This is a genomic window from Citrobacter freundii complex sp. CFNIH2 (genome assembly GCF_002880615.1).
Lineage (GTDB): Bacteria > Pseudomonadota > Gammaproteobacteria > Enterobacterales > Enterobacteriaceae > Citrobacter_A > Citrobacter_A amalonaticus_F.
This window is the reverse complement of record NZ_CP025757.1, coordinates 1,479,741-1,499,988: the sequence shown is the minus strand read 5'-3', so window position 1 is coordinate 1,499,988 and position 20,248 is coordinate 1,479,741. Positions and strand designations below refer to the sequence as shown.

The following is a 20,248-nucleotide window of genomic DNA, read 5'->3' as shown; positions in this document are numbered from 1 at the left end:
TTACCACGCAACCAATAAAAGAAGACCCGAACAGACGCAGAGAGCAAAAATTGACAGATCCATCAATAAAGGATGCCAGATTTCACCGGAGTAAATACGTTCGCGCAGCAGGCGATGGATGAAAAGCCAGAGGAGAAATCCCAGCGCAAAGGCCTTGAACAGCGGCGGGAAGTAAACAGATGCGCCAATCACTAAGTCCTGTAAGGGCATCCCTGTTGTATTGAGTGCGGAGGTCACAAGCAATAGTCCTTTGCGTCAGGCTACGTTTATCCAGGTTTAGCAAAAACCGGTACGAAGCGTGCTTTTTTCGCGTAATGTCTGAAAAATATGTCTGGCGGTAACCAAATGCAGCAATACATTTGTTTTAGCAATACAATTGCTGCACACTATTCTAAAATCAGTATAATATCTTAGCAAGCTAATTATAAGGAGATGAAATTGGAATCGCCATTAGGTTCTGATCTGGCACGGTTGGTGCGCATTTGGCGTGCTTTGATAGACCACCGTCTTAAGCCTCTGGAATTGACGCAGACGCACTGGGTTACGCTGCATAATATTCATCAACTGCCACCGGATCAATCACAGATACAACTGGCAAAAGCGATTGGCATCGAACAGCCGTCACTGGTACGTACGCTGGATCAGCTCGAAGAGAAAGGGCTTATTTCGCGTCAGACCTGTGTCAGCGATCGCCGGGCCAAGCGGATTAAACTCACGGAAAAGGCAGAGCCGCTGATTGCTGATATGGAAGCGGTTATCAACAAAACGCGTGGTGAAATTCTGGAAGGGATTTCTGCGCAGGAAATTGACCTGCTGATTAAACTGATCACCCGACTTGAACACAATATCATTGAGCTACAGTCGCACGATTAATGTCATGAAACGTGTGGTCAGATCCTGACCACACGTTAATTCACTTAGCGCGGAGAAACGGTAACCTGACGACCGTTGCTGGCCAGTACGACACGCTGTCCCGCAGAGAAACGCGTATCCCCTTGTTTCTGAACAACCATGATGGTGTTGCCATCATCCTTACGGATTTCCAGCTCAACGCCCTGTGTTTTGTTCATCGCACCCTGTACGCCTTGTCCGGCAACGCCACCCGCGACAGCACCCGCCGCCGTTGCCAGAGAACGACCGGTACCACCACCAACAGTGTTACCCAGGAAGCCACCGAGCACAGCGCCACCAATGGCGCCGATCACGTTATCATTATCACCGGCCTGAATTTTTACCGGACGCACGTTTACAATCGTCCCGTAGGTAACGTTCTGAACCTGCTTCGCTTCAGAAGCGGTATAGACATCGCCTGAAAGGCTATCCGTGTTGGCACAACCCACTAAAGACAAGCCAGCCAGTGAAACGATCAGTACACGTTTAATCATTTAAAAATCTCCTGTTCACCATGAAACGCTACCCAAGCATCCCTCATGGTCAAATTATATGGCATTTGCGCGTTTAAGGTCACATGTTCTGTCTGAATGATACAGAAATCATAATAACAGCCAGCTTAACCAACTTTAAACGAACTATTCAGTGAATTTATTAAATCAGCACGGCGAGGGCGCTTTCGGGAAAAACGTGAATGAAGCGTAGCATTGACTGCGCGTTTATGATGGAGTGTTGACGCAAAGTCATGCTTAAAAAGGAACATGTATGAAATCGGGCCGTTATATTGGCGTGATGTCAGGCACCAGCCTTGATGGTGTCGATGTCGTACTGGCGACGATAGATGACACGATGGTGGCCCAACAGGGGAGCCTCAGCTGGCCGATGCCGGTTTCCCTTAAACAGGCGATTCTCGATATTTGCCAGGGGCAAACTCTGACGCTTTCCCAGTTGGGTCAGTTGGATGTTCGGTTGGGCAAGCTGTTTGCCGAGGCGGTCAACGCGCTACTGGCGCAGGAAAAATTGCGTCCGCAAGACATTATCGCTATTGGTTGCCACGGGCAAACGGTGTGGCATGAACCCACCGGCGCGGCGCCGCATACGCTACAGATCGGCGATAACAATCAGATTGTGGCGCATACCGGTATCACGGTAGTCGGCGACTTCCGCCGTCGTGATATTGCGCTGGGCGGACAGGGCGCGCCGCTGGTACCTGCATTTCATCAGGCGCTGCTCGCGCATCCGACTGAGCGAAGAATGGTGCTCAATATTGGCGGCATCGCCAATCTGTCGCTGTTGATTCCGGGGCAGCCCGTGCGTGGATACGACACCGGGCCCGGCAATATGCTGATGGATGCCTGGATCTGGCGGCAGTGCGGCAAACCCTATGATAAAGATGCGCAATGGGCCTGCGGTGGGACGGTGATTATTCCGTTGCTGCAAAATATGCTCAGCGACCCCTGGTTCTCGCTACCCGCGCCGAAAAGTACCGGGCGGGAATTCTTCAACTACGGCTGGATCGAACGCCAACTGGCGGCGTTCCCGGGGATCGCGCCGCGCGATGTTCAGGCGACGCTGACGGAGCTGACGGCGGTCACCATCGCCGAACAGGTGCTGCTGAGCGGGGGCTGCGAACGTCTGATGGTCTGCGGCGGCGGCAGTCGTAACCCTTTGTTAATGACCCGACTGGCGGGGCTGCTGCCGGGAACGGAAGTGACGACCACCGATGAGGCCGGGATCAGCGGCGATGATATGGAAGCGTTGGCATTTGCCTGGCTGGCATGGCGCACACTGGCCGGTCTTCCGGGCAATTTACCGTCGGTGACCGGCGCCTGTGAAGCAAGCATTCTGGGCGCGGTGTTTCCTGCCAACCCACGAACTCAGAGTTAACTGAATTTTTCTTTCGTCTTCTGCCGTTACACTGTGGAGATTAAGGAGGGTGAATTCACCCTCCCGGACCAGGAAAGTCTTCAGGATACGTCTATGAAAAAACTGCTACTCATCTGTTTCCCGCTTATGCTCTCTGGTTGTAGCGTCTACAACCAGTTTGTTGAACGTATGCAAACGGACACGCTGGAATATCAGTGTGATGAAAAACCGCTGACGGTAAAATTGAATAATACCCGTCAGGAGGTGAATTTTGTTTATGACAATAAACTGCTTAATCTGAAGCAGGGCATCTCGGCGTCAGGCGCGCGCTATACCGACGGAATCTATGTGTTCTGGTCGAAGGGCGACGGAGCGACCGTCTACAAACGTGACCGTATCGTGCTGAATAACTGCCAGTTACAAAACCCGAAGCGTTGAGATTTCCAGCAGGGCGGCGCACAATAGCGCCACCCACTGACAATCCGTAGCGAACCCCATGTCTGATAACGACGAATTGCAGCAAATCGCGCATCTGCGCCGTGAATACACCAAAGGCGGTCTGCGCCGCCGCGATCTTCCCGCTGAGCCGTTAACGCTTTTCGAACGCTGGCTGGCTCAGGCATGTGACGCCAGACTGGCGGATCCCACCGCCATGGTTGTGGCGACCGTTGACGAAAATGGCCAACCGTATCAGCGTATTGTGTTGCTGAAACACTACGATGAAAAAGGGCTGGTGTTCTATACCAACCTCGGCAGCCGTAAAGCGCATCAAATCGAAAAAAATCCTCGCATCAGCCTGCTGTTTCCCTGGCATATGCTGGAACGTCAGGTGATGGTGACGGGGAAAGCCGAACGCTTATCAACGCTGGAAGTGGTGAAGTATTTCCACAGCCGCCCGCGTGACAGCCAGATCGGCGCATGGGTCTCGAAACAGTCCAGCCGTATTTCCGCGCGTGGGATCCTCGAAAGTAAATTCCTCGAATTAAAACAGAAATTCCAGCAAGGCGAAGTGCCGCTGCCCAGTTTCTGGGGCGGATTCCGCGTCAGCATTGAACAGATGGAGTTCTGGCAGGGCGGTGAACACCGACTGCATGACCGCTTTTTATACCAGCGTGAAAATAACGCATGGAAAATTGACCGTCTCGCGCCATAAACCCGGAAAATTGTTGTGTTAAGCGCTAGCGCTGTGTGCGCCAGCGCTTTATTCTATAGAGCTTTCGCGTCTGGCGAAAAGTCGTGTACCGGCAAAGGTGCAGTCGTTTTATACATGGAGATTTTGATGGCAAGCAGTAACTTGATTAAACAATTGCAAGAGCGGGGGCTGGTCGCCCAGGTGACGGACGAGGAAGCGTTAGCAGAGCGACTGGCGCAAGGCCCGATCGCGCTCTATTGCGGCTTCGATCCTACCGCTGACAGCTTGCATTTGGGGCATCTGGTTCCCTTGTTATGCCTGAAACGCTTCCAGCAGGCAGGTCACAAACCTGTGGCGCTGGTCGGTGGCGCGACCGGTCTGATTGGCGACCCGAGCTTTAAAGCCGCCGAGCGTAAACTGAACACCGAAGACACCGTTCAGGAGTGGGTAGACAAAATCCGTAAACAGGTTGCTCCGTTCCTGGATTTCGACTGCGGTGACAACTCCGCTATCGCGGCGAATAACTATGACTGGTTCGGCAACATGAACGTGCTGACCTTCCTGCGCGATATCGGTAAGCATTTCTCTGTAAACCAGATGATCAACAAAGAAGCGGTGAAACAGCGTCTGAACCGTGACGATCAAGGGATCTCCTTCACCGAGTTCTCCTACAACCTGTTACAGGGTTATGACTTTGCCTGCCTGAATAAACTGCATGGCGTGGCGCTGCAAATCGGCGGTTCCGATCAGTGGGGTAACATCACCTCCGGGATCGACCTGACGCGTCGTCTGCATCAGAATCAGGTCTTTGGTCTAACCGTTCCGCTGATCACCAAAGCGGACGGCACCAAGTTCGGGAAAACTGAAGGCGGCGCAGTATGGCTGGATCCGAAGAAAACCAGTCCGTACAAATTCTATCAGTTCTGGATCAACACGGCCGACGCCGACGTGTATCGCTTCCTGAAGTTCTTCACCTTCATGGACATTGAAGAGATCAATGCGCTGGAAGAAGAAGACAAGAACAGCGGTAAAGCGCCGCGTGCGCAGTACGTGCTGGCTGAGCAGGTCACGCGTCTGGTGCATGGCGAAGAGGGCCTTATCGCGGCAAAACGCATCACCGAGAGCCTGTTCAACGGTACGCTGAGCGATTTGAGCGAAGCGGACTTCGAACAACTGGCGCAGGACGGTGTGCCGATGGTTGAGATGGAAAAAGGCGCTGACCTGATGCAGGCGCTGGTGGATTCCGAACTGCAGCCGTCTCGTGGTCAGGCGCGTAAGACCATTGCGTCAAACGCGATCACTATTAACGGCGAGAAGCAGTCGGATCCGGAGTACACCTTCGTCGAAGGCGATCGTCTGTATGGCCGCTACACGCTGCTGCGTCGCGGTAAGAAGAATTACTGTCTGGTGTGCTGGAAGTAATCGAAAGTTAGCAGGGGCGTGGGAAACCACGCCCCTTTATTTTTTCAGGGTTGTGGTAAGCAAAAAATGAAGAATATCCTCGCCATTCAGTCCCATGTTGTTTTTGGACATGCTGGCAATAGCGCCGCGGAGTTTCCGATGCGCCGCCTCGGTGCCAACGTCTGGCCCCTCAACACGGTTCAATTCTCTAATCACACGCAATACGGCAAATGGACGGGCTGCGTCATGCCGCCCTCGCATCTGACGGAGATTGTGCAGGGCATTGCCGATATCGATCAGCTGAAGCGCTGTGATGCGGTGCTGAGCGGCTATCTGGGGTCTGCCGAGCAGGGCGAGCATATTCTGGGGATCGTGCGTCAGGTGAAAGCGGCCAACCCGGCAGCGAAATATTTTTGTGACCCGGTGATGGGACATCCGGAAAAGGGGTGCATTGTCGCGCCTGGCGTCGCCGAGTTTCATGTTCGCCACGCGTTACCCGCCAGCGACATCATCGCCCCAAATCTGATTGAGCTGGAAATTCTCTGTGAACACGCGGTGAGCAGTGTGGACGAAGCGGTTGCCGCCGCCCGCGAGCTCATTGCGCAGGGGCCGGAGATTGTGCTGGTCAAACACCTGGCGCGAGCGGGTTACAGCCAGGATCGTTTTGAAATGCTGCTGGTTACTGCCAATGACGCCTGGCACATCAGTCGTCCGCTGGTGGATTTCGGCGCCCGCCAGCCGGTCGGCGTGGGCGATGTCACCAGTGGCTTGCTGTTAGTGAAGTTGCTGCAGGGAGCGACAATCCAGCAGGCGCTGGAACATGTGACGGCGGCGGTGTATGAAATTATGATTGCCACCAAAGCAATGCAGGAATATGAACTGCAGGTGGTGGCGGCGCAGGATCGTATCGCTCAACCAGACCATTACTTTAGCGCCACACAGCTTTGACTTGCCTGCCGGAGGCGGCGTTGACCGCCGCCATCCGGTCTGATTCGCTTACTGTATTCCTTCCGCCTTCAGCGCTGCCGCAACGCCCGGACGCTCAGCCATTCGCTTCATATACGCCGCAATATGGTCTAACCCGTCCATATTGAGTTTTACCGCATACGCCCAGCGCAGCACGGTGAAAAGGTAGGCATCGGCGATAGTGAAACGCGAGCCACAAATCCATTGTCCCTCGTTGAGCGCGGCATCAACGTACTGCATTTTCTTCTCAAGAAGCGCACGAACGGTCGGTTTGTACTCTTCTGGAGTATCAGGGCGAAACAGCGGCGTGAAGCCTTTATGTAGCTCAGTCGCAATGTAGTTAAGCCACTCCAGCGTTTTGTAGCGTGAAATGCTGCTCACGGGAGCCAGCAGTTGGCGATCAGGAACGCTGTCGGCGAGGTATTGCATAATCGCCACGCCTTCGGTCAGTAGCGTACCATCATCGAGCAGCAGGGCGGGAACCTGTCCTTTCGGGTTGACCGCGAAAAAATCATCGCCGTTTTCCAGACGCTTTTTCATCAAATCCACGCCATCCAGCGTGAAATCTTTCCCACTCTCGCGAAGGGTAATATGGGAAGCAAGAGAGCAGGCGCCTGGCTTGTAGAACAGTTTCATCGATCACTCCTTTCAACTGAGGTTTAACGTATCCTGGTTCGGGTTCAGGCAAAAAAAAAGCCGCTAACGCAAAGTTAGCAGCTTCATTATGCGTTTCCCAGAAATTTACGCGGCAGCGGTTTTAGACGCTTTCTCGCGAGGTTCGTCGTCCTGAGTCATGCGGTTCAGTTTCGGCGCCGTCAGCAGCATCAGAACGGCGATTACTGCGGTCGCCACGCCAATCTGCAGGAACACGCGGCCATACACTTCCAGAGACATCAGCGGGTCAGTGACGTTTTCCGGAACCGCCATCATGCTGGCGACATAACCGCCAATGATGTTGGCACCGGCGGTGGTGAGGAACCAGCTACCCATGATGAAGCCCATCAGACGCTGTGGAACCAGTTGTGCCACCATGGCCAGGCCCAGACCGGAAATCATCAGCTCACCGATACTTTGCAGGCCGTAGCAGATGATCAGCCAGTTAACGGAAACGATGCCCGCATCGGAGGCGAATTTGGCACCCAGCGGCAGGATCAGGAACGCGCCGGAACACAGCACCATACCAATGGCAAACTTCGTCGGCATCGGCAGGGTGTCGCCCATCTTGTTATAGATAGCCGCGAGGATAGGGCTACCAATGATGATCCAGAACGGGTTCAGCGCCTGATACTGTTCAGGTTCGAACGCGATGCCAAGAATGGAGTGCTCAACGTTACGGATAGCGAAGAAGTTCAGCGACGTCGGCATCTGGCTGTACAGCACGAAGAAGATGATCGCTTCCAGCATCAGAATGAACGCCACAATCATTTTACGACGGGCCGCACCCTGCATAGAGAAGGCTTCTTTACCGAAGATAATCACGATACCAAGCGCAATCACACCCAGAACCATGCGGGCGATTTGCTGGTTGTGCAGCAGCCAGGTTGCAATCGCGACGAGCGCGATAACGCCGACGATGGTCAGCAGCAGGTTGCGGAAGTTGATCGGTTCGAAGTCAGGTTTAGAACCGTAGTTTTTCACCCAACGCTGGCAGAACGCGAAGTTCACTACGGTGATCAGCATACCGACAACGCTCAACGCGAACGCGGTGCTCCAGCCGTAATGCGCGGCCAGCCACGGCGTTGCCAGCATAGAGAAGAATGAACCGATATTGACGGACATGTAGTACATCGTAAATGCACCATCAAGACGCGGGTCATCTTTTGCATAACAGGTCGAGAGCAGCGAGGACGGGTTAGCTTTAAACAGACCATTACCCACGGCAATGGCGGCCATCCCCATATAAACGACTCCGGCGTCGTGTCCGGACCATGCCACCAGGGCATACCCAATAGCCAGTACTACCGCACCGAGCATAATGACGCGCTTGGTACCCAGAACTTTATCGCCTAACCAGCCGCCAATGGCGACCAGACCGTATACCAGGGCGCTAAAGGACGAGAAAAGAGTGATTGAATCCGCTTCAGACATACCCAGTTGTTTAACCAGGTAAACGGCCATAATTCCTTGTAAGCCGTAATAACCGAAACGCTCCCAGAGCTCAATCGAGAAAATGAGATAGAACGCCTTCGGTTGTTTGAAAGCGTTAAGACTGACGCTTTCCGTTGGTTTCTTGTTTGCAGTAGACACTTTAGCCTCTTTTTTTACATCCCATATTAACGGGGGTGTTCTGTCACGTGATACCACTGGGTAGCCGTGAAATTGTTATAGTGGGAGGGGAAACGGCAAGTAATGTTCACTATCTTGCACTTTCAGACAAGTCTTTTGTAATAACCTGTTACATATATCTCATCTGGTGGATTCATCGGGGTTGATAAATGTTATCTAGCGTTAAATTTCTTTAATTGCAGAATGGCAGTTTTTTACGCTGTCAACTGGCCCTGAAAATCGCTGTATGGCGATATGTTCTGCTATCTGCCGTTTAATGTAGTGATAAAGGCCAGCATCTAAAAAATAGCCAGTGTAATGTTTTGTGTATAAAAACTGACTCATTGTCATCTGATTGTAGAATTAACCAAACTGAACAAAAAAATTTACATAGAGTTATCACTATGATCGGGATCACAATTGGATAGAAATTTTCGTTATTAAAAAAAGGATTAACCTGAATAAGCGCTAATCACCAGGATTATTCATTTGTCTAAGCCTGAGGGAGTGGAATCATTGACGGAATGAAGAGGAAGAAACAGAGGATAACAAAAAGTTATGGCGGGGCGGATTGCTCAGCCCCAATCGGTCAGATATCCACCTTCTCTTTGAATTCACAAAGATCTTCGATGATACAGGAGCCACAGCGCGGTTTTCGGGCAATACAGGTGTAACGACCGTGCAGGATCAGCCAGTGGTGGCAGTCGACCTTAAACTCTGCAGGTACCACTTTCAGCAGTTTCTCTTCCACCTGCTCAACGTTTTTGCCGGGCGCAAAGTGGGTACGGTTACAGACGCGAAAGATATGTGTGTCGACGGCGATAGTGGGCCAGCCGAAGGCGGTATTCAGCACGACGTTTGCCGTCTTGCGACCCACGCCCGGCAAGGCCTCAAGCGCCGCACGATCCTCTGGCACCTCGCCATGATGTTGCTCAAGCAGAATGCGGCAGGTCTTAATCACGTTTTCGGCTTTGCTGTTAAACAGGCCGATCGTTTTGATATAGGATTTCACGCCCTCAACGCCGAGTTCCAGCATGGCGGCGGGGGTATTGGCAACCGGGTAGAGTTTCGCCGTGGCCTTGTTCACGCTCACATCCGTCGCCTGCGCTGATAACAGCACTGCGATCAACAGTTCAAAGGGCGAGCTGAAATTCAGTTCGGTGGTCGGATGCGGATTGTTCGCGCGTAAACGGGTTAAAATTTCTAACCGCTTTGCTTTATTCATGAGGCATTCCCTGGTTCACCGGAGGGCAACTCCGTTGCGACTGACGCACTGGCGCGACGTTTTTTCATCTTCTCATCAATGAGATATTTCACCGCCAGCATGAGTCCCAGGCCAATAAAGGCGCCGGGCGGTAACATCGCCAGCAGGAACGGGGTGTCGGTGTGGAAAATTTCCACGCGCAGGACTTTCGCCCAGCTACCGAGCAGCCCGTCGGCACCGTCAAATAATGTTCCGTTGCCGATAATCTCACGCAGAGAGCCCAGCACAAACATAGCGCCGGTCGCGCCCATCCCGATGGAAAACCCGTCGAGCGCAGAAAGCGCCGGACCCTTTTTGGCGGCGAAGGCTTCAGCACGTCCCACCACAATGCAGTTGGTCACGATCAGCGGGATAAAAATACCCAGCGACTGGTAGAGGCCAAAGGCATAGGCGTTGATCAGCATTTGTACCGCGCTGACCACCGAGGCGATGATCATCACGTAAATCGGAATGCGAATTTCCGCTGGCGTCCAGCGCCGCAGCGTGGAGATAGTCAGGTTGGTCAGCGTCAGCACCAGCGTGGTGGCGAGTCCCAGCCCGAGCGCGTTAGTGGCGGTCGACGTAACGGCCAGCAGTGGACACATCCCCAGCAGTTGAACCAGCGCCGAGTTGTTTTTCCACAATCCCTGAACGATGACGTCTTTAATTTCGCTCATGATTTATTCTCCGCAAGCCGGAAGTTGAGGAAGTTGTGCAGGCAGCGTCCGGGCATACAGCCCTGCACGCTTGACGGCATTGACCACCGCGCGTGGCGTAATCGTCGCCCCGGTAAACTGGTCAAAATCCCCGCCGTCTTTTTTCACGGCCCAGTGGCTGTCGTTATCACCCTGGATTTTTTTGCCGCTGAAACCAGTGATCCAGTCAGACAGGCGCAGTTCTATTTTATCGCCCAGACCCGGCGTTTCATGATGTTCCGTCACGCGAGTGCCCAAAATCTTGCCGCTGAAATCGGCGCCGACCAGCAACTGGATGGCGCCAGAATAGCCATCCGGCGCCGTCGTCTCAAGTACCGCCGCCACGGGGGTGCCGTCCTGTTCAGCGATATAAACGCGATGCTCGCCTTTGCCCAGCTCAGGGGCGTTGACCACGACGCAGCGATCCTGCAAACGGTTATTATAGCGATCGGCAGGCAGGACCTGATCAAACAGCGCCTTTTGCTGAATGGTCGCCTGTTCATCGATGGTGGTTTTGGTCATCTGGTTGATGGCGGCGGTCAGTCCGGTCGAGCCCGCGGCAAACAGCGCCAGAGTGATGCCATGTTTACGAATCGTTTTCAGCATGGATTATCCTTTGCGGTGTCCGTACACGCGCGGGCGCGTGTAGTAGTCAATCAGCGGGACCGTAATATTGGCCAACAGTACGGCAAAGGCCACGCCATCCGGATAGCCGCCGAAGCTACGGATTAACCACACCAGCAGGCCCGCCAGCGCACCAAATACCAGACGACCGCGATTGGTCGTCGAGGCCGTCACCGGGTCTGTCAGAATGAAGAACGCGCCAAGCATCGTTGCCCCACTGAGCAGATGAATTTGCGGGGAAGCCAGCGACTCGGGGGCAAACAGCCAGCCCAGCGTCGCACAGACGCCCAGTGAAAGCAGGAAGCTCACCGGAATGTGCCAGCGAATGGCTTTTTGCTGCAGAAGAAAAACACCGCCAGCCAGCCAGGCCAGGTTGACCCACTGCCAGCCCGCACCGGCAAACATACCGTTGTAAATGGGGTACTGCATGATCTGCTCAACAGAATGGCCAGCATGCAGAGAGGTTTTGAACGTATCCAGCGGCGTGGCCTGGCTGATTCCGTCAATCCCCATACGCAACGTATTCATATCACCGCCGCTGGCGGTATGTCCGGTAAAGATGATCTGCAGCGCATCGACCAGTCCCGGCGCGGTGGCGGCAATATCCTGCGGTGGCAACCAACTGGTCATCTGCACCGGGAAGGAGATGAGCAGCACCACATAGCCAATCATCGCCGGGTTGAACGGGTTTTGTCCCAGACCGCCATACAGTTGCTTAGCGATGATCACCGCGAATACCGTACCGAGGATCACCATCCACCAGGGGGCGAGGGGAGGAATACTGACGGCAAGCAGCAGACCGGTCAGCAGTGCGGAGTTGTCTTTTAAAATCGCCACTACCGGCTGTTTACGTAATCTGAGTACAGCGGCCTCCGCCAGCAACGCACTGGCGCAGGCGAGTACGATCTGGAACAGCGTTCCCCAGCCGAAAAACCACCATTGCACGGCGATGCCCGGCACCGCAGCCAGTAAGACCAGCAGCATAATGCGCGAGGTTTGACGCTGATTATGCGTGTAGGGAGAACTTGCGATTCTGAATACCATTTATTCCTCGTTAACAACCTGCTGCTGAGCGTCTTTTTTGGCTTTTGCGCGCGCTATCGCGGCGGCGATGGCCGCCTTGCGTGGGTCGACCGGTTCCGGGGAGGGTTCTGCCGGTTCGCTGCTGGCCTGTTGCGGCTGCTTGCGCGCCTTCGCACGGGCGATAGCGGCCTCGACGGCGGCTTTACGCGGATCCACCGGTTCAGCCGGTGCGGCAGGTTCGCCGCAGGCCTGTTGTTCCTGTTTGCGCGCTTTTGCACGGGCGATAGCGGCCTCGACGGCGGCTTTACGCGGATCCACCGGTTCAACCGGCGCGGCCGGTTCGCCACTGGCCTGTTGTTCCTGCTTGCGCGCTTTTGCACGGGCGATAGCGGCCTCGACGGCGGCTTTGCGCGGATCCACCGGTTCAGCTGGTGCGGCGGGTTCGCCGCTGGCCTGTTGCGCCTGCTTGCGCGCCTTCGCTCGGGCGATAGCGGCCTCGACGGCGGCTTTGCGCGGATCGGCGTCCACTGCGGTGACGTTCTCGGCCTGTTTTGCTCGTGCCAGTGCTTTGCGCGCTTCGCGAGCGGCTATCACCGCACTATTGTCCGGTTTTTCACCGGCTTTGATCGTCACCGGTTGAGTCGCTTGCGCCTGTTTCTCTTTGACGCGAGCCAGGGCGGCAGCAATGGCATCCTGATCTTTCGCCGCAGGCTGCACGGCGGCTTTCTTATGACGTTCCAGACGCGCCGCTTTTTCTCGCTCCAGGCGAGCCTGACGCGCTTCAAAGCGCGCTTTAGCCTCTGCCGCGCGTTTCTCTTCCTGGCTTATTGCATAAAGCTCGGCTTTTTCCTGACGGAAATATTGCACCAACGGAATATTGCTCGGGCAAACCCAGGCACAGGCGCCGCATTCAATGCAATCGGCAATGTTATGCGCCGTGGCTTTGTCATGCTGTTGCCCTTTACTGAACCAATAAAGCTGTTGGGGCAGAAGGTCGGCCGGGCAGGCGTCGGCGCAGGCGCTACAGCGAATGCAGCCCTTCTCTTCCTGCGGTTCACCCATCTCTGTCGCTGACGGTGCCAGCAAACAGTTGGTGATCTTTACTACCGGCACATCAAGCCACGGCAGGGTGAAGCCCATCAGCGGGCCGCCCATAATCACCATCTGATCGGCAGAAGGGCAAAAACCGGCATCATTTAACAGATGGCGCACCGGTGTCCCCAGCCTCGCCCAGACGTTGCCTGGACGACTGACCGCTTCACCGGTGAGGGTTACAACCCGTTCGGTAATCGGTTCGCCGTCGACGATCGCGCGTTTTACCGCATACGCCGTACCGACGTTTTGCATCAGCACGCCAATGTCGGAGGAACGACCGCCGTGCGGAACCTGCTTCCCGGTCAGGATTTGGGTCAGCTGTTTTGCGCCGCCCGACGGATATTTCGTTGGGATGACGCGCAGTGAGATATCCCGCGCGTCGGCCAGCACCGCACGCAGCATTGAGATGGCCTGCGGTTTGTTATCTTCGATACCGATGAGGATTTCACGCGGTTGCAGAATATGCGCCAGGATGCGGATACCCTCGACAACCTGCGCCGCACAATCTTGCATCAGACGGTCGTCGGCGGTGATATAGGGTTCACATTCCGCCGCGTTGATGATCAGCGTTTCAATCTTGTCGCCGCCGCCCTGCAATTTATTGCCGGTTGGAAAGCCAGCGCCGCCCAGTCCAGCGACGCCGAACTGGTGAATGCGCTCGATGAGGGCTTCGCGGCTCTGCGAACGGTAATCCTGCCAGCCTTCGCGTTCAATCCAGCGGTCTTCGCCGTCGGCATCGATGATCACGCTCAGCTCAGCTAATGCCGAAGGATGCGCCGTTGAATGGGGGGCAATGGCGACCACCGTCCCGGAGGTGGGCGCATGAACCGGAAGCATTCTTCCCCATCCACGGGTCAGCGCTTGTCCGCGCAATACATGTTGCCCTTCGGCGACGCACAGTTCCCCCTGCGCGCCGATATGCTGTTTGAGCGGCATAACGAAGCGCTGCGCGAGGGGAACCTGGCGCAGCGGCGTGCCGTTTGACTGGGTTTTCATTTCCGGCGGATGAATACCGCCGTTGAAATCCCAGATCTTATCTTTTCTGAAAGCAGAGAATAACTTAAGCATGTTGTTCCACGGGGATATTACGCACGGGGATCGTGTTCAAATCCCACTTCCAGCTGTCAGGCGTTTCGGCGACCGGACGCAGTTCAATGCAGTGAGTCGGGCAGGGGTCCACGCACAGATTGCAGCCCGTGCACAAATCACTCATCACCGTGTGCATGGCGCGCGTTGCGCCAATAATGGCGTCCACCGGACAGGCCTGAATACACTTGGTGCAGCCGATACAGTTGGCTTCATCAATCACCGCCAGCATGCGGACTGGCGCAACATCCTGTTCATCGCCATCAATCGGCTGAGGGTCCACGTTCAGCAGTTCAGCTATTTTTAACATCACCGCTTCGCCGCCGGGCGCACAGCGGTTAATTTTCTCTCCCTGGCTACCAATGGCTTCCGCGTAGGGGCGACAGCCGGGATAGCCGCATTGCCCACACTGGCTCTGCGGCAGAATCTCATCGATTTTTTCAACGACAGGATCATCCTCCACCGCGTAACGGCGGGAGGCGTAACCCAGGATAGCGCCGAACACCAGGCCCAGCAGGCTCACGGCGGCAACGGCAATCCAGATAGCATTCATTACAACTTCACCAAACCACTAAAGCCCATAAAGGCCAGAGACATTAATCCGGCGGTAATCAGCGCAATGGCATTACCGCGAAACGGTGCCGGGACATCTGCAACGGCGAGACGCTCGCGAATCGCCGCAAACAGCACCATCACCAGCGAGAAGCCGACGGCGGCGGAAAAACCGTACAGCGCCGACTGTAAAAAGTTATGGCCGAGATTGATATTCAGCAGCGCGACACCGAGCACCGCGCAGTTGGTGGTGATCAGCGGTAAGAAAATCCCCAGCAGACGATAGAGCGCTGGGCTGGTTTTGCGCACCACCATTTCGGTAAATTGCACCACGACCGCGATAACCAGAATAAAGGCCAGCGTGCGCAGGTAAATGAGATCGAGCGGGATCAGGATCCAGGTGTCAATCAGCCAGGCGCAGATAGAGGCCAGCGTCATCACAAAAGTGGTCGCAAGCCCCATCCCCATCGCAGTTTCCAGCTTTTTGGAAACGCCCATAAAGGGACAAAGGCCCAGAAACTTAACCAGTACAAAGTTATTGACCAGTACAGTTCCGACAAACAGCAGCAGGTAATCAGTCATTTTTCGGCCTGAAATAAAAAAGCCGCCTATTATCTGACAATCTACAGCAGGCGACAACAGGTTAACTGTAGGGTTATTACGGGTTCACAAAAGTCGTTTTCACACGCGACGAGCGCTTGAAATAGGGCACTAACAGTGCTGCCGCCAGCAGCGGAAAGAGTAACTGACGCACGGCTAATGCGTCGGGCACCGGTGAAAAGGCAAAAGCCTTGACCGCCAGTAAGACGGAGACCAGCAGCCAGATAATATAGTGCTTCGGCACACTGCGTCTGCGTTTAAAGAACGCAATCGTCAACCACAGGGTGTAATACCACATGGCGATGGCAGTGAGAAAAGAGACGCCCCACAACAGCAGGTTGCCGGTACTTTGCTCCGCCAGTGTCGCCAGCGTTTGGGGCGAGGCGAGCGCCGTAGCATACAGAAACAGGGCCAGCGACGCACTCAGCAAGGCGACTAAAAGCCAGGCCAGCGGGCCCAGTAACCAACCGCCAATGCGCTGTGCCGGTGTTGTGGTCATAAAATCTCCGGAATTGCCAGACGTACCGTTCTTTTTGGGGCAATTATTATAAAGCTTTTACCGGCAAGCGCTACTTTCTTATTGCACGTAGTGCCAGACGGATTTCGGTACCTGTCCAACATCAAAGAGGCGACCGCCAGAGACCAGTTCTGCGCGGCGATGATCGGCCGCGCGATACATATTGATAATGTCGCGATCGTCGGTCAGGGTGTAGTGCAGGTGATCAAACAGTTTTTCCAGGCTTTCGAGAGAGCTAATTTTGCGAAATTTTAATAAATAATCCTGAACAGTCATAAACAGGGATCCCTATTATAAAAATAAAGCCACGAGTGGTGAAGGTAAAATAAACCTGTCCCGGCGAAAGGAACCGGCAGGCGAAGGCCGAAAAAAAGTATTTTCTTAAGTGGTGTTTGCAGTGCCAGACGACACCAGAGCGAAGGGTAACGCGCTTCGCCATGACTGGCAATAAGCACAGGCGCGGGAGGCTGCACAATTCGCTTTTTCAGATAATTTTTCAGCTTTTTCTGCAAGTAATACGGGAAAACCAACCTTCCAGGCGACATACGCCGCCTGGTGCGCTATTTCTGCTGAACAGCGGCGGTCGGTTCGGGAGGCTGATAATTATCAATATGGTTGGCGACGCCAAGGAGGACCACGGAAACCGCAAGAACCACCCAACCTGTTAATTCAATAAGACGATCGATGACTGACGACATTTGCTTGATTTATCCTTAAATACAGGCAGCAGATGTTACTTAGCAATAATTATCCCGGCAAGTGTTTCGGGAACGATTTCAGCGACTTTATACCGACAAACTGCGCGAAAGTGACATTTATTTGACTTAAGTTAAATAACGACCTTTATCGCGTCAGGGTTAGTAAACTATTGTGAGTGGTTCATGGATAGTGTGAAATAGTCGCAGACTGAAACGAGAGGCATATATATGAGTGACAACATCCGTGTAGGACTGATTGGCTACGGATACGCCAGTAAAACGTTCCATGCCCCCCTGATTGACGGCACGCCGGGACTGGAACTGGCCGTCGTTTCCAGTAGCGATGCAGCGAAAGTGAAGGCGGACTGGCCCTCCGTGGCCGTTGTCTCTGAGCCGAAGCATCTGTTTAACGACCCGAATATCGATCTAATCGTCATTCCCACGCCTAACGATACTCACTTCCCGCTGGCCAAAGCCGCGCTGGAAGCGGGTAAACATGTGGTGGTCGATAAACCCTTTACCGTGACACTGTCACAAGCTCGTGAACTGGATGCGCTGGCGCGCAGCCTGGGGCGGGTGCTCTCCGTTTTCCACAACCGTCGTTGGGACAGTGACTTTTTGACCCTGAAAGCGATGCTGGCGGAAGGCGTACTGGGCGAAGTCGCCTATTTTGAATCGCATTTCGACCGCTTTCGTCCGCAGGTGCGGGATCGCTGGCGTGAGCAAGGGGGACCGGGAAGCGGTATCTGGTACGATCTGGCACCGCATCTTCTTGACCAGGCGATCAATCTGTTCGGTCTGCCTGTCAGCATGACGGTAGATTTGGCCCAGTTACGTCCGGGGGCGCAGTCAACGGACTACTTCCATGCCACGCTGTCCTACCCGCAGCGTCGGGTGATCTTACACGGTACGATGCTGGCGGCAGCGGAATCGGCGCGTTACATCGTGCATGGTTCGCGCGGCAGCTATGTGAAGTACGGCCTGGATCCGCAGGAAGAGCGTCTGAAAAGTGGCGAACGCCTGCCGCAGGAAGACTGGGGCTACGATATGCGTGATGGCATCGTCACACGCGTTGAAGGTGAAACGCGAGTGGAAGAGACCTGGCTGACCGTGCCTGGGAATTATCCGGCGTACTATGCCGGGATCCGCGATGCGCTGAATGGTCACGGAGAGAATCCGGTGCCGGCGAGCCAGGCTATCCAGATTATGGAACTGATTGAGCTGGGAATTGAGTCGGCGAAACATCGTTCGACGTTATGCCTTGCCTGATGTCTGAAAGGCCCGATGAACACATCGGGCCTCTTTTCGTTATGCCGCCGTCACTTTATCTCGCAGCGCCTGCTTTTCCGCCGCGCTCAGGAAGGCGATTTCCAGTCCGTTAATCTGTGCCTGACGAATCTGCTCACGGCTCAGTCCTGCTGCCGGTGCCGCAACGGTATATTCGTGAATGATATCCACTCCCTGGACCGCCGGATCGTCCGTATTCAGGCTGGCGAGGATGCCATGCTCAAGGAACGTTTTCAGCGGATGTACGGACAATGATGCCACGGTGCTGGTCTGAATATTCGACGTCAGACAGGATTCGATGCCAATCCGTTGTTCCGCGAGGAAATCCATCAGCGCCGGATCCTCTACCGCTTTCACGCCGTGACCGATGCGTTCCGCGCCCAGTTCGCGAATAGCCTGCCAGATGCTTTCCGGACCGGCGGCTTCACCGGCGTGCACCGTAATGTGCCAGCCCGCGTCACGCGCGCGGTTGAAATGGGACAGGAACAGACTGCCCGGGAAGCCCAGTTCATCACCGGCAAGATCAAGTGCGGTGATCCGATCGCGGTGCGCCAGCAGCGCTTCCAGTTCCTGCAGGCAGGCGGCTTCGCCGAAGGTCCGGCTCATGATGCCGATCAGTTGCGCCTGTACGCCAAAAGTTTTGCAGCCTTCCCGTACGCCGGCGATGACCGCTTCCACCACGCCAGCAACCGGCAGTTGATGCGTCATTGCCATGTAACCCGGAGAAAAACGCAGTTCTACGTAGTGCAGGCCATTGCGTGCGGCGTCTTCGATATTTTCAAACGCGACGCGGCGACAGGCGTCGAGGGAAGCTAAGACTTTTACGCCCCAGTCCAGTTTCGACAGAAAGCTCACGAGATCCGGTTCTGTGGCCGTGACCTGTACATGAGGGATCAGCGTTTCAAGGGTTTGCGCAGGGAGGGGCAAATTGAACTGGCGGCCAAGATCCAGAATGGTTTGTGCCCGGATGTTACCATCAAGGTGGCGATGAATGTCAGTTAACGGCAGGGAAGTATCAATCATGGTCGCACTCATTATTCGTAGATAAAAGTGCGCGCTATTATAAAAACAAAAGCAGGGGAAAAGCTATGTTGCGCAATGATTAATTCCATTGCGCAACGGGGTGTCAGCGTACCGACCGGATCGCGTTAATTAATCCGTTCACGCCTTTTTCGAGTTTTGAACGCGGGCAACCGGCATTCAGTCGTACAAAACCGCGTCCTTCATCACCGTAGGTATAGCCGGGCATGATGGCGATTTTTTCCTTTTGAATCAACGCATTCTGCAATGCCTTATCATCAATGTTCAATGCCCGCAGGTCGATCCACGCGAGATAGGTCGACTGCGGCACCGGCCAGTTGAGTTCAGGAAAAGCGTCGTTCAGGGTATCCGCAATGTAGCGTAGATTATCCCGGAGATACGCCCGCAGCGCGTCCAGCCACGCCTCGCCCTGTTCATAGGCCGCGATATGAGCAGTCAGCGCCAGCACGGCGGGAGAGGACAGACCGTCGCGACCTTTTAACGCGTTGAGATACGCATCACGGCTGTCAGTGTCTTCAATCATCCCGTAAGCGCCGGTCAGCGCCGGAATATTGAAGCTTTTGGAGCCAGAGGTGAACAACGCCCAACTGTCACGCGCCACATGGCTCCAGGGGATGTGCGGCTGTTCGCCCCAGACCATATCCATATGAATTTCATCAGATATTACCCGCACGCCGTGACGCTGGCAGCGTTCCGCCATCGCTTCCAGTTCCTCGCGCGTCCAGACTTTACCGGTCGGATTATGCGGACTGCACAGCAGCAGAATCTTACTTTCCGGGCGCGCCAGCGCCGCATCCAGTTTCTCCATATCGCAATGCCAGTTGCCATTGCGCTGTTCCAGCGCCACCGGGACAACATGGCGCTGATTGCCTTCGATAGCTTTATAGAACGCGTCATAGGCCGGGGTATGGAGCACCACGCCGTCACCGACAGAAGACCACTGGCGGATGAGTTGTGACACCATATAGATTACGGAAGGGCCATACACCAGCGATCCGCTATCGATGCGCGTGTTGTGGCGCCGGGCAAACCAGTGGGCAACCGCGCCGAGAAACTCATCATTCTTCCAGCGACTGTAGCCCAGCACGCCGTGAGCGAGGCGCTGGTTCAGCGCCTCCAGGATGCAGGGGGCCGTCGCGAAATCCATATCGGAGATGGTAAACGGCAGCAGGTCGGCAGTGCCGAAGCGATCGGCCACGTAATCCCATTGCGTGCACCACGTACCGTGACGGTCAACAACCTGTGAAAAATCAAACATGTGCGTGT

Annotated in this window: 23 protein-coding genes; 7 read left to right on the top strand and 16 right to left on the bottom strand. The window is 54.8% G+C overall.

The annotated features are described in order from the left end of the window. Entirely contained in the window at positions 1–210 is a 210-nt protein-coding gene (locus tag WM46_RS07515; RefSeq protein WP_233623035.1) for a DUF1656 domain-containing protein, read from the bottom strand. Between the two features lie 222 nt (positions 211–432). Between WM46_RS07515 and slyA the strand changes: the two genes are divergently transcribed. Continuing rightward, on the top strand, positions 433–873 hold the full coding sequence (gene slyA / locus WM46_RS07510) for a transcriptional regulator SlyA (RefSeq protein WP_080343305.1): 441 nt from the start codon (positions 433–435) through the stop codon (positions 871–873). A gap of 44 nt (positions 874–917) precedes the next feature. On the opposite strand, the gene slyB is transcribed toward slyA, so the two are convergent. Further along, entirely contained in the window at positions 918–1,385 is a 468-nt protein-coding gene (gene slyB, locus WM46_RS07505) for an outer membrane lipoprotein SlyB (protein WP_043000799.1), read from the bottom strand. 271 nt (positions 1,386–1,656) lie between these two features. Here slyB and anmK point away from each other — a divergent pair, with 271 nt between their 5' ends. The 5 genes from anmK to pdxY all read left to right on the top strand — a co-directional run bounded on the left by anmK (position 1,657) and on the right by pdxY (position 6,238). After that, on the top strand, positions 1,657–2,778 hold the full coding sequence (anmK, locus tag WM46_RS07500; RefSeq protein ID WP_102601885.1) for an anhydro-N-acetylmuramic acid kinase: 1,122 nt from the start codon (positions 1,657–1,659) through the stop codon (positions 2,776–2,778). Between the two features lie 93 nt (positions 2,779–2,871). Next, the gene (mliC, locus tag WM46_RS07495) at positions 2,872–3,195 is read left to right on the top strand and encodes a C-type lysozyme inhibitor (RefSeq protein ID WP_044254665.1); all 324 of its coding nucleotides are present in this window, start codon (positions 2,872–2,874) and stop codon (positions 3,193–3,195) included. Positions 3,196–3,253: 58 nt separating this feature from the next. Next, positions 3,254–3,910 carry a pyridoxamine 5'-phosphate oxidase gene (gene pdxH / locus WM46_RS07490; protein WP_046480507.1) on the top strand — a complete coding sequence of 219 codons (657 nt, stop codon included), beginning with the start codon at positions 3,254–3,256 and terminating at the stop codon, positions 3,908–3,910. A 126-nt stretch (positions 3,911–4,036) separates the two neighbouring features. Continuing rightward, positions 4,037–5,311 carry a tyrosine--tRNA ligase gene (tyrS, locus tag WM46_RS07485; RefSeq protein ID WP_061077409.1) on the top strand — a complete coding sequence of 425 codons (1,275 nt, stop codon included), beginning with the start codon at positions 4,037–4,039 and terminating at the stop codon, positions 5,309–5,311. A 66-nt stretch (positions 5,312–5,377) separates the two neighbouring features. Continuing rightward, on the top strand, positions 5,378–6,238 hold the full coding sequence (gene pdxY / locus WM46_RS07480) for a pyridoxal kinase PdxY (protein ID WP_102601884.1): 861 nt from the start codon (positions 5,378–5,380) through the stop codon (positions 6,236–6,238). 48 nt (positions 6,239–6,286) lie between these two features. On the opposite strand, the gene gstA is transcribed toward pdxY, so the two are convergent. The 12 genes from gstA to blr form a co-directional block, all read right to left on the bottom strand. Beyond that, the gene (gene gstA / locus WM46_RS07475; protein WP_102601883.1) at positions 6,287–6,892 is read right to left on the bottom strand and encodes a glutathione transferase GstA; all 606 of its coding nucleotides are present in this window, start codon (positions 6,890–6,892) and stop codon (positions 6,287–6,289) included. A 105-nt stretch (positions 6,893–6,997) separates the two neighbouring features. After that, complete coding sequence (gene dtpA / locus WM46_RS07470; protein WP_061077412.1) at positions 6,998–8,503, bottom strand: dipeptide/tripeptide permease DtpA; 1,506 nt, start codon at positions 8,501–8,503, stop codon at positions 6,998–7,000. Positions 8,504–9,110: 607 nt separating this feature from the next. Further along, positions 9,111–9,746, bottom strand: coding sequence for an endonuclease III (gene nth / locus WM46_RS07465; RefSeq protein WP_061077413.1), 636 nt, complete (start codon positions 9,744–9,746; stop codon positions 9,111–9,113). Continuing rightward, a complete protein-coding gene (locus WM46_RS07460; RefSeq protein WP_061077414.1) occupies positions 9,743–10,441 on the bottom strand; it encodes an electron transport complex subunit E in 699 nt (232 codons plus the stop codon). Before WM46_RS07460 ends, nth begins: the two co-directional genes overlap by 4 nt. Positions 10,442–10,444: 3 nt before the next feature. After that, positions 10,445–11,065, bottom strand: a complete 621-nt coding sequence (gene rsxG, locus WM46_RS07455; protein WP_102601882.1) for an electron transport complex subunit RsxG — start codon at positions 11,063–11,065, stop codon at positions 10,445–10,447. Positions 11,066–11,068: 3 nt separating this feature from the next. Beyond that, positions 11,069–12,127: an electron transport complex subunit RsxD gene (gene rsxD / locus WM46_RS07450; protein WP_061077416.1), complete on the bottom strand. Its 1,059-nt coding sequence runs from the start codon at positions 12,125–12,127 to the stop codon at positions 11,069–11,071. Further along, positions 12,128–14,269: an electron transport complex subunit RsxC gene (gene rsxC, locus WM46_RS07445; protein ID WP_102601881.1), complete on the bottom strand. Its 2,142-nt coding sequence runs from the start codon at positions 14,267–14,269 to the stop codon at positions 12,128–12,130. Next, a complete protein-coding gene (rsxB, locus tag WM46_RS07440) occupies positions 14,262–14,840 on the bottom strand; it encodes an electron transport complex subunit RsxB (protein WP_061077418.1) in 579 nt (192 codons plus the stop codon). Before rsxB ends, rsxC begins: the two co-directional genes overlap by 8 nt. Beyond that, positions 14,840–15,421: an electron transport complex subunit RsxA gene (gene rsxA / locus WM46_RS07435; RefSeq protein ID WP_005121199.1), complete on the bottom strand. Its 582-nt coding sequence runs from the start codon at positions 15,419–15,421 to the stop codon at positions 14,840–14,842. The genes rsxB and rsxA overlap by 1 nt, the downstream gene beginning before the upstream one ends. A 76-nt stretch (positions 15,422–15,497) precedes the next feature. Next, the gene (locus WM46_RS07430) at positions 15,498–15,938 is read right to left on the bottom strand and encodes a DUF2569 domain-containing protein (protein ID WP_061077419.1); all 441 of its coding nucleotides are present in this window, start codon (positions 15,936–15,938) and stop codon (positions 15,498–15,500) included. 78 nt (positions 15,939–16,016) lie between these two features. Then, positions 16,017–16,232, bottom strand: a complete 216-nt coding sequence (ydgT, locus tag WM46_RS07425; RefSeq protein WP_061077420.1) for a transcription modulator YdgT — start codon at positions 16,230–16,232, stop codon at positions 16,017–16,019. A 284-nt stretch (positions 16,233–16,516) separates the two neighbouring features. After that, on the bottom strand, positions 16,517–16,642 hold the full coding sequence (blr, locus tag WM46_RS07420; RefSeq protein ID WP_061078033.1) for a division septum protein Blr: 126 nt from the start codon (positions 16,640–16,642) through the stop codon (positions 16,517–16,519). A 240-nt stretch (positions 16,643–16,882) separates the two neighbouring features. On the opposite strand from blr, the gene WM46_RS07415 reads away from it, so the two are divergent. Continuing rightward, entirely contained in the window at positions 16,883–17,923 is a 1,041-nt protein-coding gene (locus WM46_RS07415) for an oxidoreductase (RefSeq protein ID WP_061077421.1), read from the top strand. Between the two features lie 39 nt (positions 17,924–17,962). Here the strand turns inward: WM46_RS07415 and add are convergent, their stop codons facing one another. Continuing rightward, complete coding sequence (gene add, locus WM46_RS07410; RefSeq protein ID WP_102601880.1) at positions 17,963–18,964, bottom strand: adenosine deaminase; 1,002 nt, start codon at positions 18,962–18,964, stop codon at positions 17,963–17,965. Positions 18,965–19,067: 103 nt separating this feature from the next. Next, positions 19,068–20,240, bottom strand: a complete 1,173-nt coding sequence (locus tag WM46_RS07405) for a MalY/PatB family protein (protein WP_102601879.1) — start codon at positions 20,238–20,240, stop codon at positions 19,068–19,070. Positions 20,241–20,248: the final 8 nt, after the last annotated feature.

Excerpts from the sequence above, each read along its gene's own strand:
- tyrS (WP_061077409.1), top strand. The coding sequence starts at position 4,037 with ATGGCAAGCAGTAACTTGATTAAACAATTGCAAGAGCGGGGGCTGGTC.
- WM46_RS07460 (WP_061077414.1), bottom strand. The coding sequence starts at position 10,441 with ATGAGCGAAATTAAAGACGTCATCGTTCAGGGATTGTGGAAAAACAAC.
- rsxC (WP_102601881.1), bottom strand. The coding sequence starts at position 14,269 with ATGCTTAAGTTATTCTCTGCTTTCAGAAAAGATAAGATCTGGGATTTC.
- slyB (WP_043000799.1), bottom strand. The coding sequence starts at position 1,385 with ATGATTAAACGTGTACTGATCGTTTCACTGGCTGGCTTGTCTTTAGTG.
- nth (WP_061077413.1), bottom strand. The coding sequence starts at position 9,746 with ATGAATAAAGCAAAGCGGTTAGAAATTTTAACCCGTTTACGCGCGAAC.
- WM46_RS07515 (WP_233623035.1), bottom strand. The coding sequence starts at position 210 with ATGCCCTTACAGGACTTAGTGATTGGCGCATCTGTTTACTTCCCGCCG.
- rsxD (WP_061077416.1), bottom strand. The coding sequence starts at position 12,127 with ATGGTATTCAGAATCGCAAGTTCTCCCTACACGCATAATCAGCGTCAA.
- anmK (WP_102601885.1), top strand. The coding sequence starts at position 1,657 with ATGAAATCGGGCCGTTATATTGGCGTGATGTCAGGCACCAGCCTTGAT.
- WM46_RS07415 (WP_061077421.1), top strand. The coding sequence starts at position 16,883 with ATGAGTGACAACATCCGTGTAGGACTGATTGGCTACGGATACGCCAGT.
- gstA (WP_102601883.1), bottom strand. The coding sequence starts at position 6,892 with ATGAAACTGTTCTACAAGCCAGGCGCCTGCTCTCTTGCTTCCCATATT.
- slyA (WP_080343305.1), top strand. The coding sequence starts at position 433 with ATGAAATTGGAATCGCCATTAGGTTCTGATCTGGCACGGTTGGTGCGC.
- WM46_RS07405 (WP_102601879.1), bottom strand. The coding sequence starts at position 20,240 with ATGTTTGATTTTTCACAGGTTGTTGACCGTCACGGTACGTGGTGCACG.
- rsxB (WP_061077418.1), bottom strand. The coding sequence starts at position 14,840 with ATGAATGCTATCTGGATTGCCGTTGCCGCCGTGAGCCTGCTGGGCCTG.
- pdxH (WP_046480507.1), top strand. The coding sequence starts at position 3,254 with ATGTCTGATAACGACGAATTGCAGCAAATCGCGCATCTGCGCCGTGAA.
- rsxA (WP_005121199.1), bottom strand. The coding sequence starts at position 15,421 with ATGACTGATTACCTGCTGCTGTTTGTCGGAACTGTACTGGTCAATAAC.
- mliC (WP_044254665.1), top strand. The coding sequence starts at position 2,872 with ATGAAAAAACTGCTACTCATCTGTTTCCCGCTTATGCTCTCTGGTTGT.
- add (WP_102601880.1), bottom strand. The coding sequence starts at position 18,964 with ATGATTGATACTTCCCTGCCGTTAACTGACATTCATCGCCACCTTGAT.
- WM46_RS07430 (WP_061077419.1), bottom strand. The coding sequence starts at position 15,938 with ATGACCACAACACCGGCACAGCGCATTGGCGGTTGGTTACTGGGCCCG.
- pdxY (WP_102601884.1), top strand. The coding sequence starts at position 5,378 with ATGAAGAATATCCTCGCCATTCAGTCCCATGTTGTTTTTGGACATGCT.
- rsxG (WP_102601882.1), bottom strand. The coding sequence starts at position 11,065 with ATGCTGAAAACGATTCGTAAACATGGCATCACTCTGGCGCTGTTTGCC.
- ydgT (WP_061077420.1), bottom strand. The coding sequence starts at position 16,232 with ATGACTGTTCAGGATTATTTATTAAAATTTCGCAAAATTAGCTCTCTC.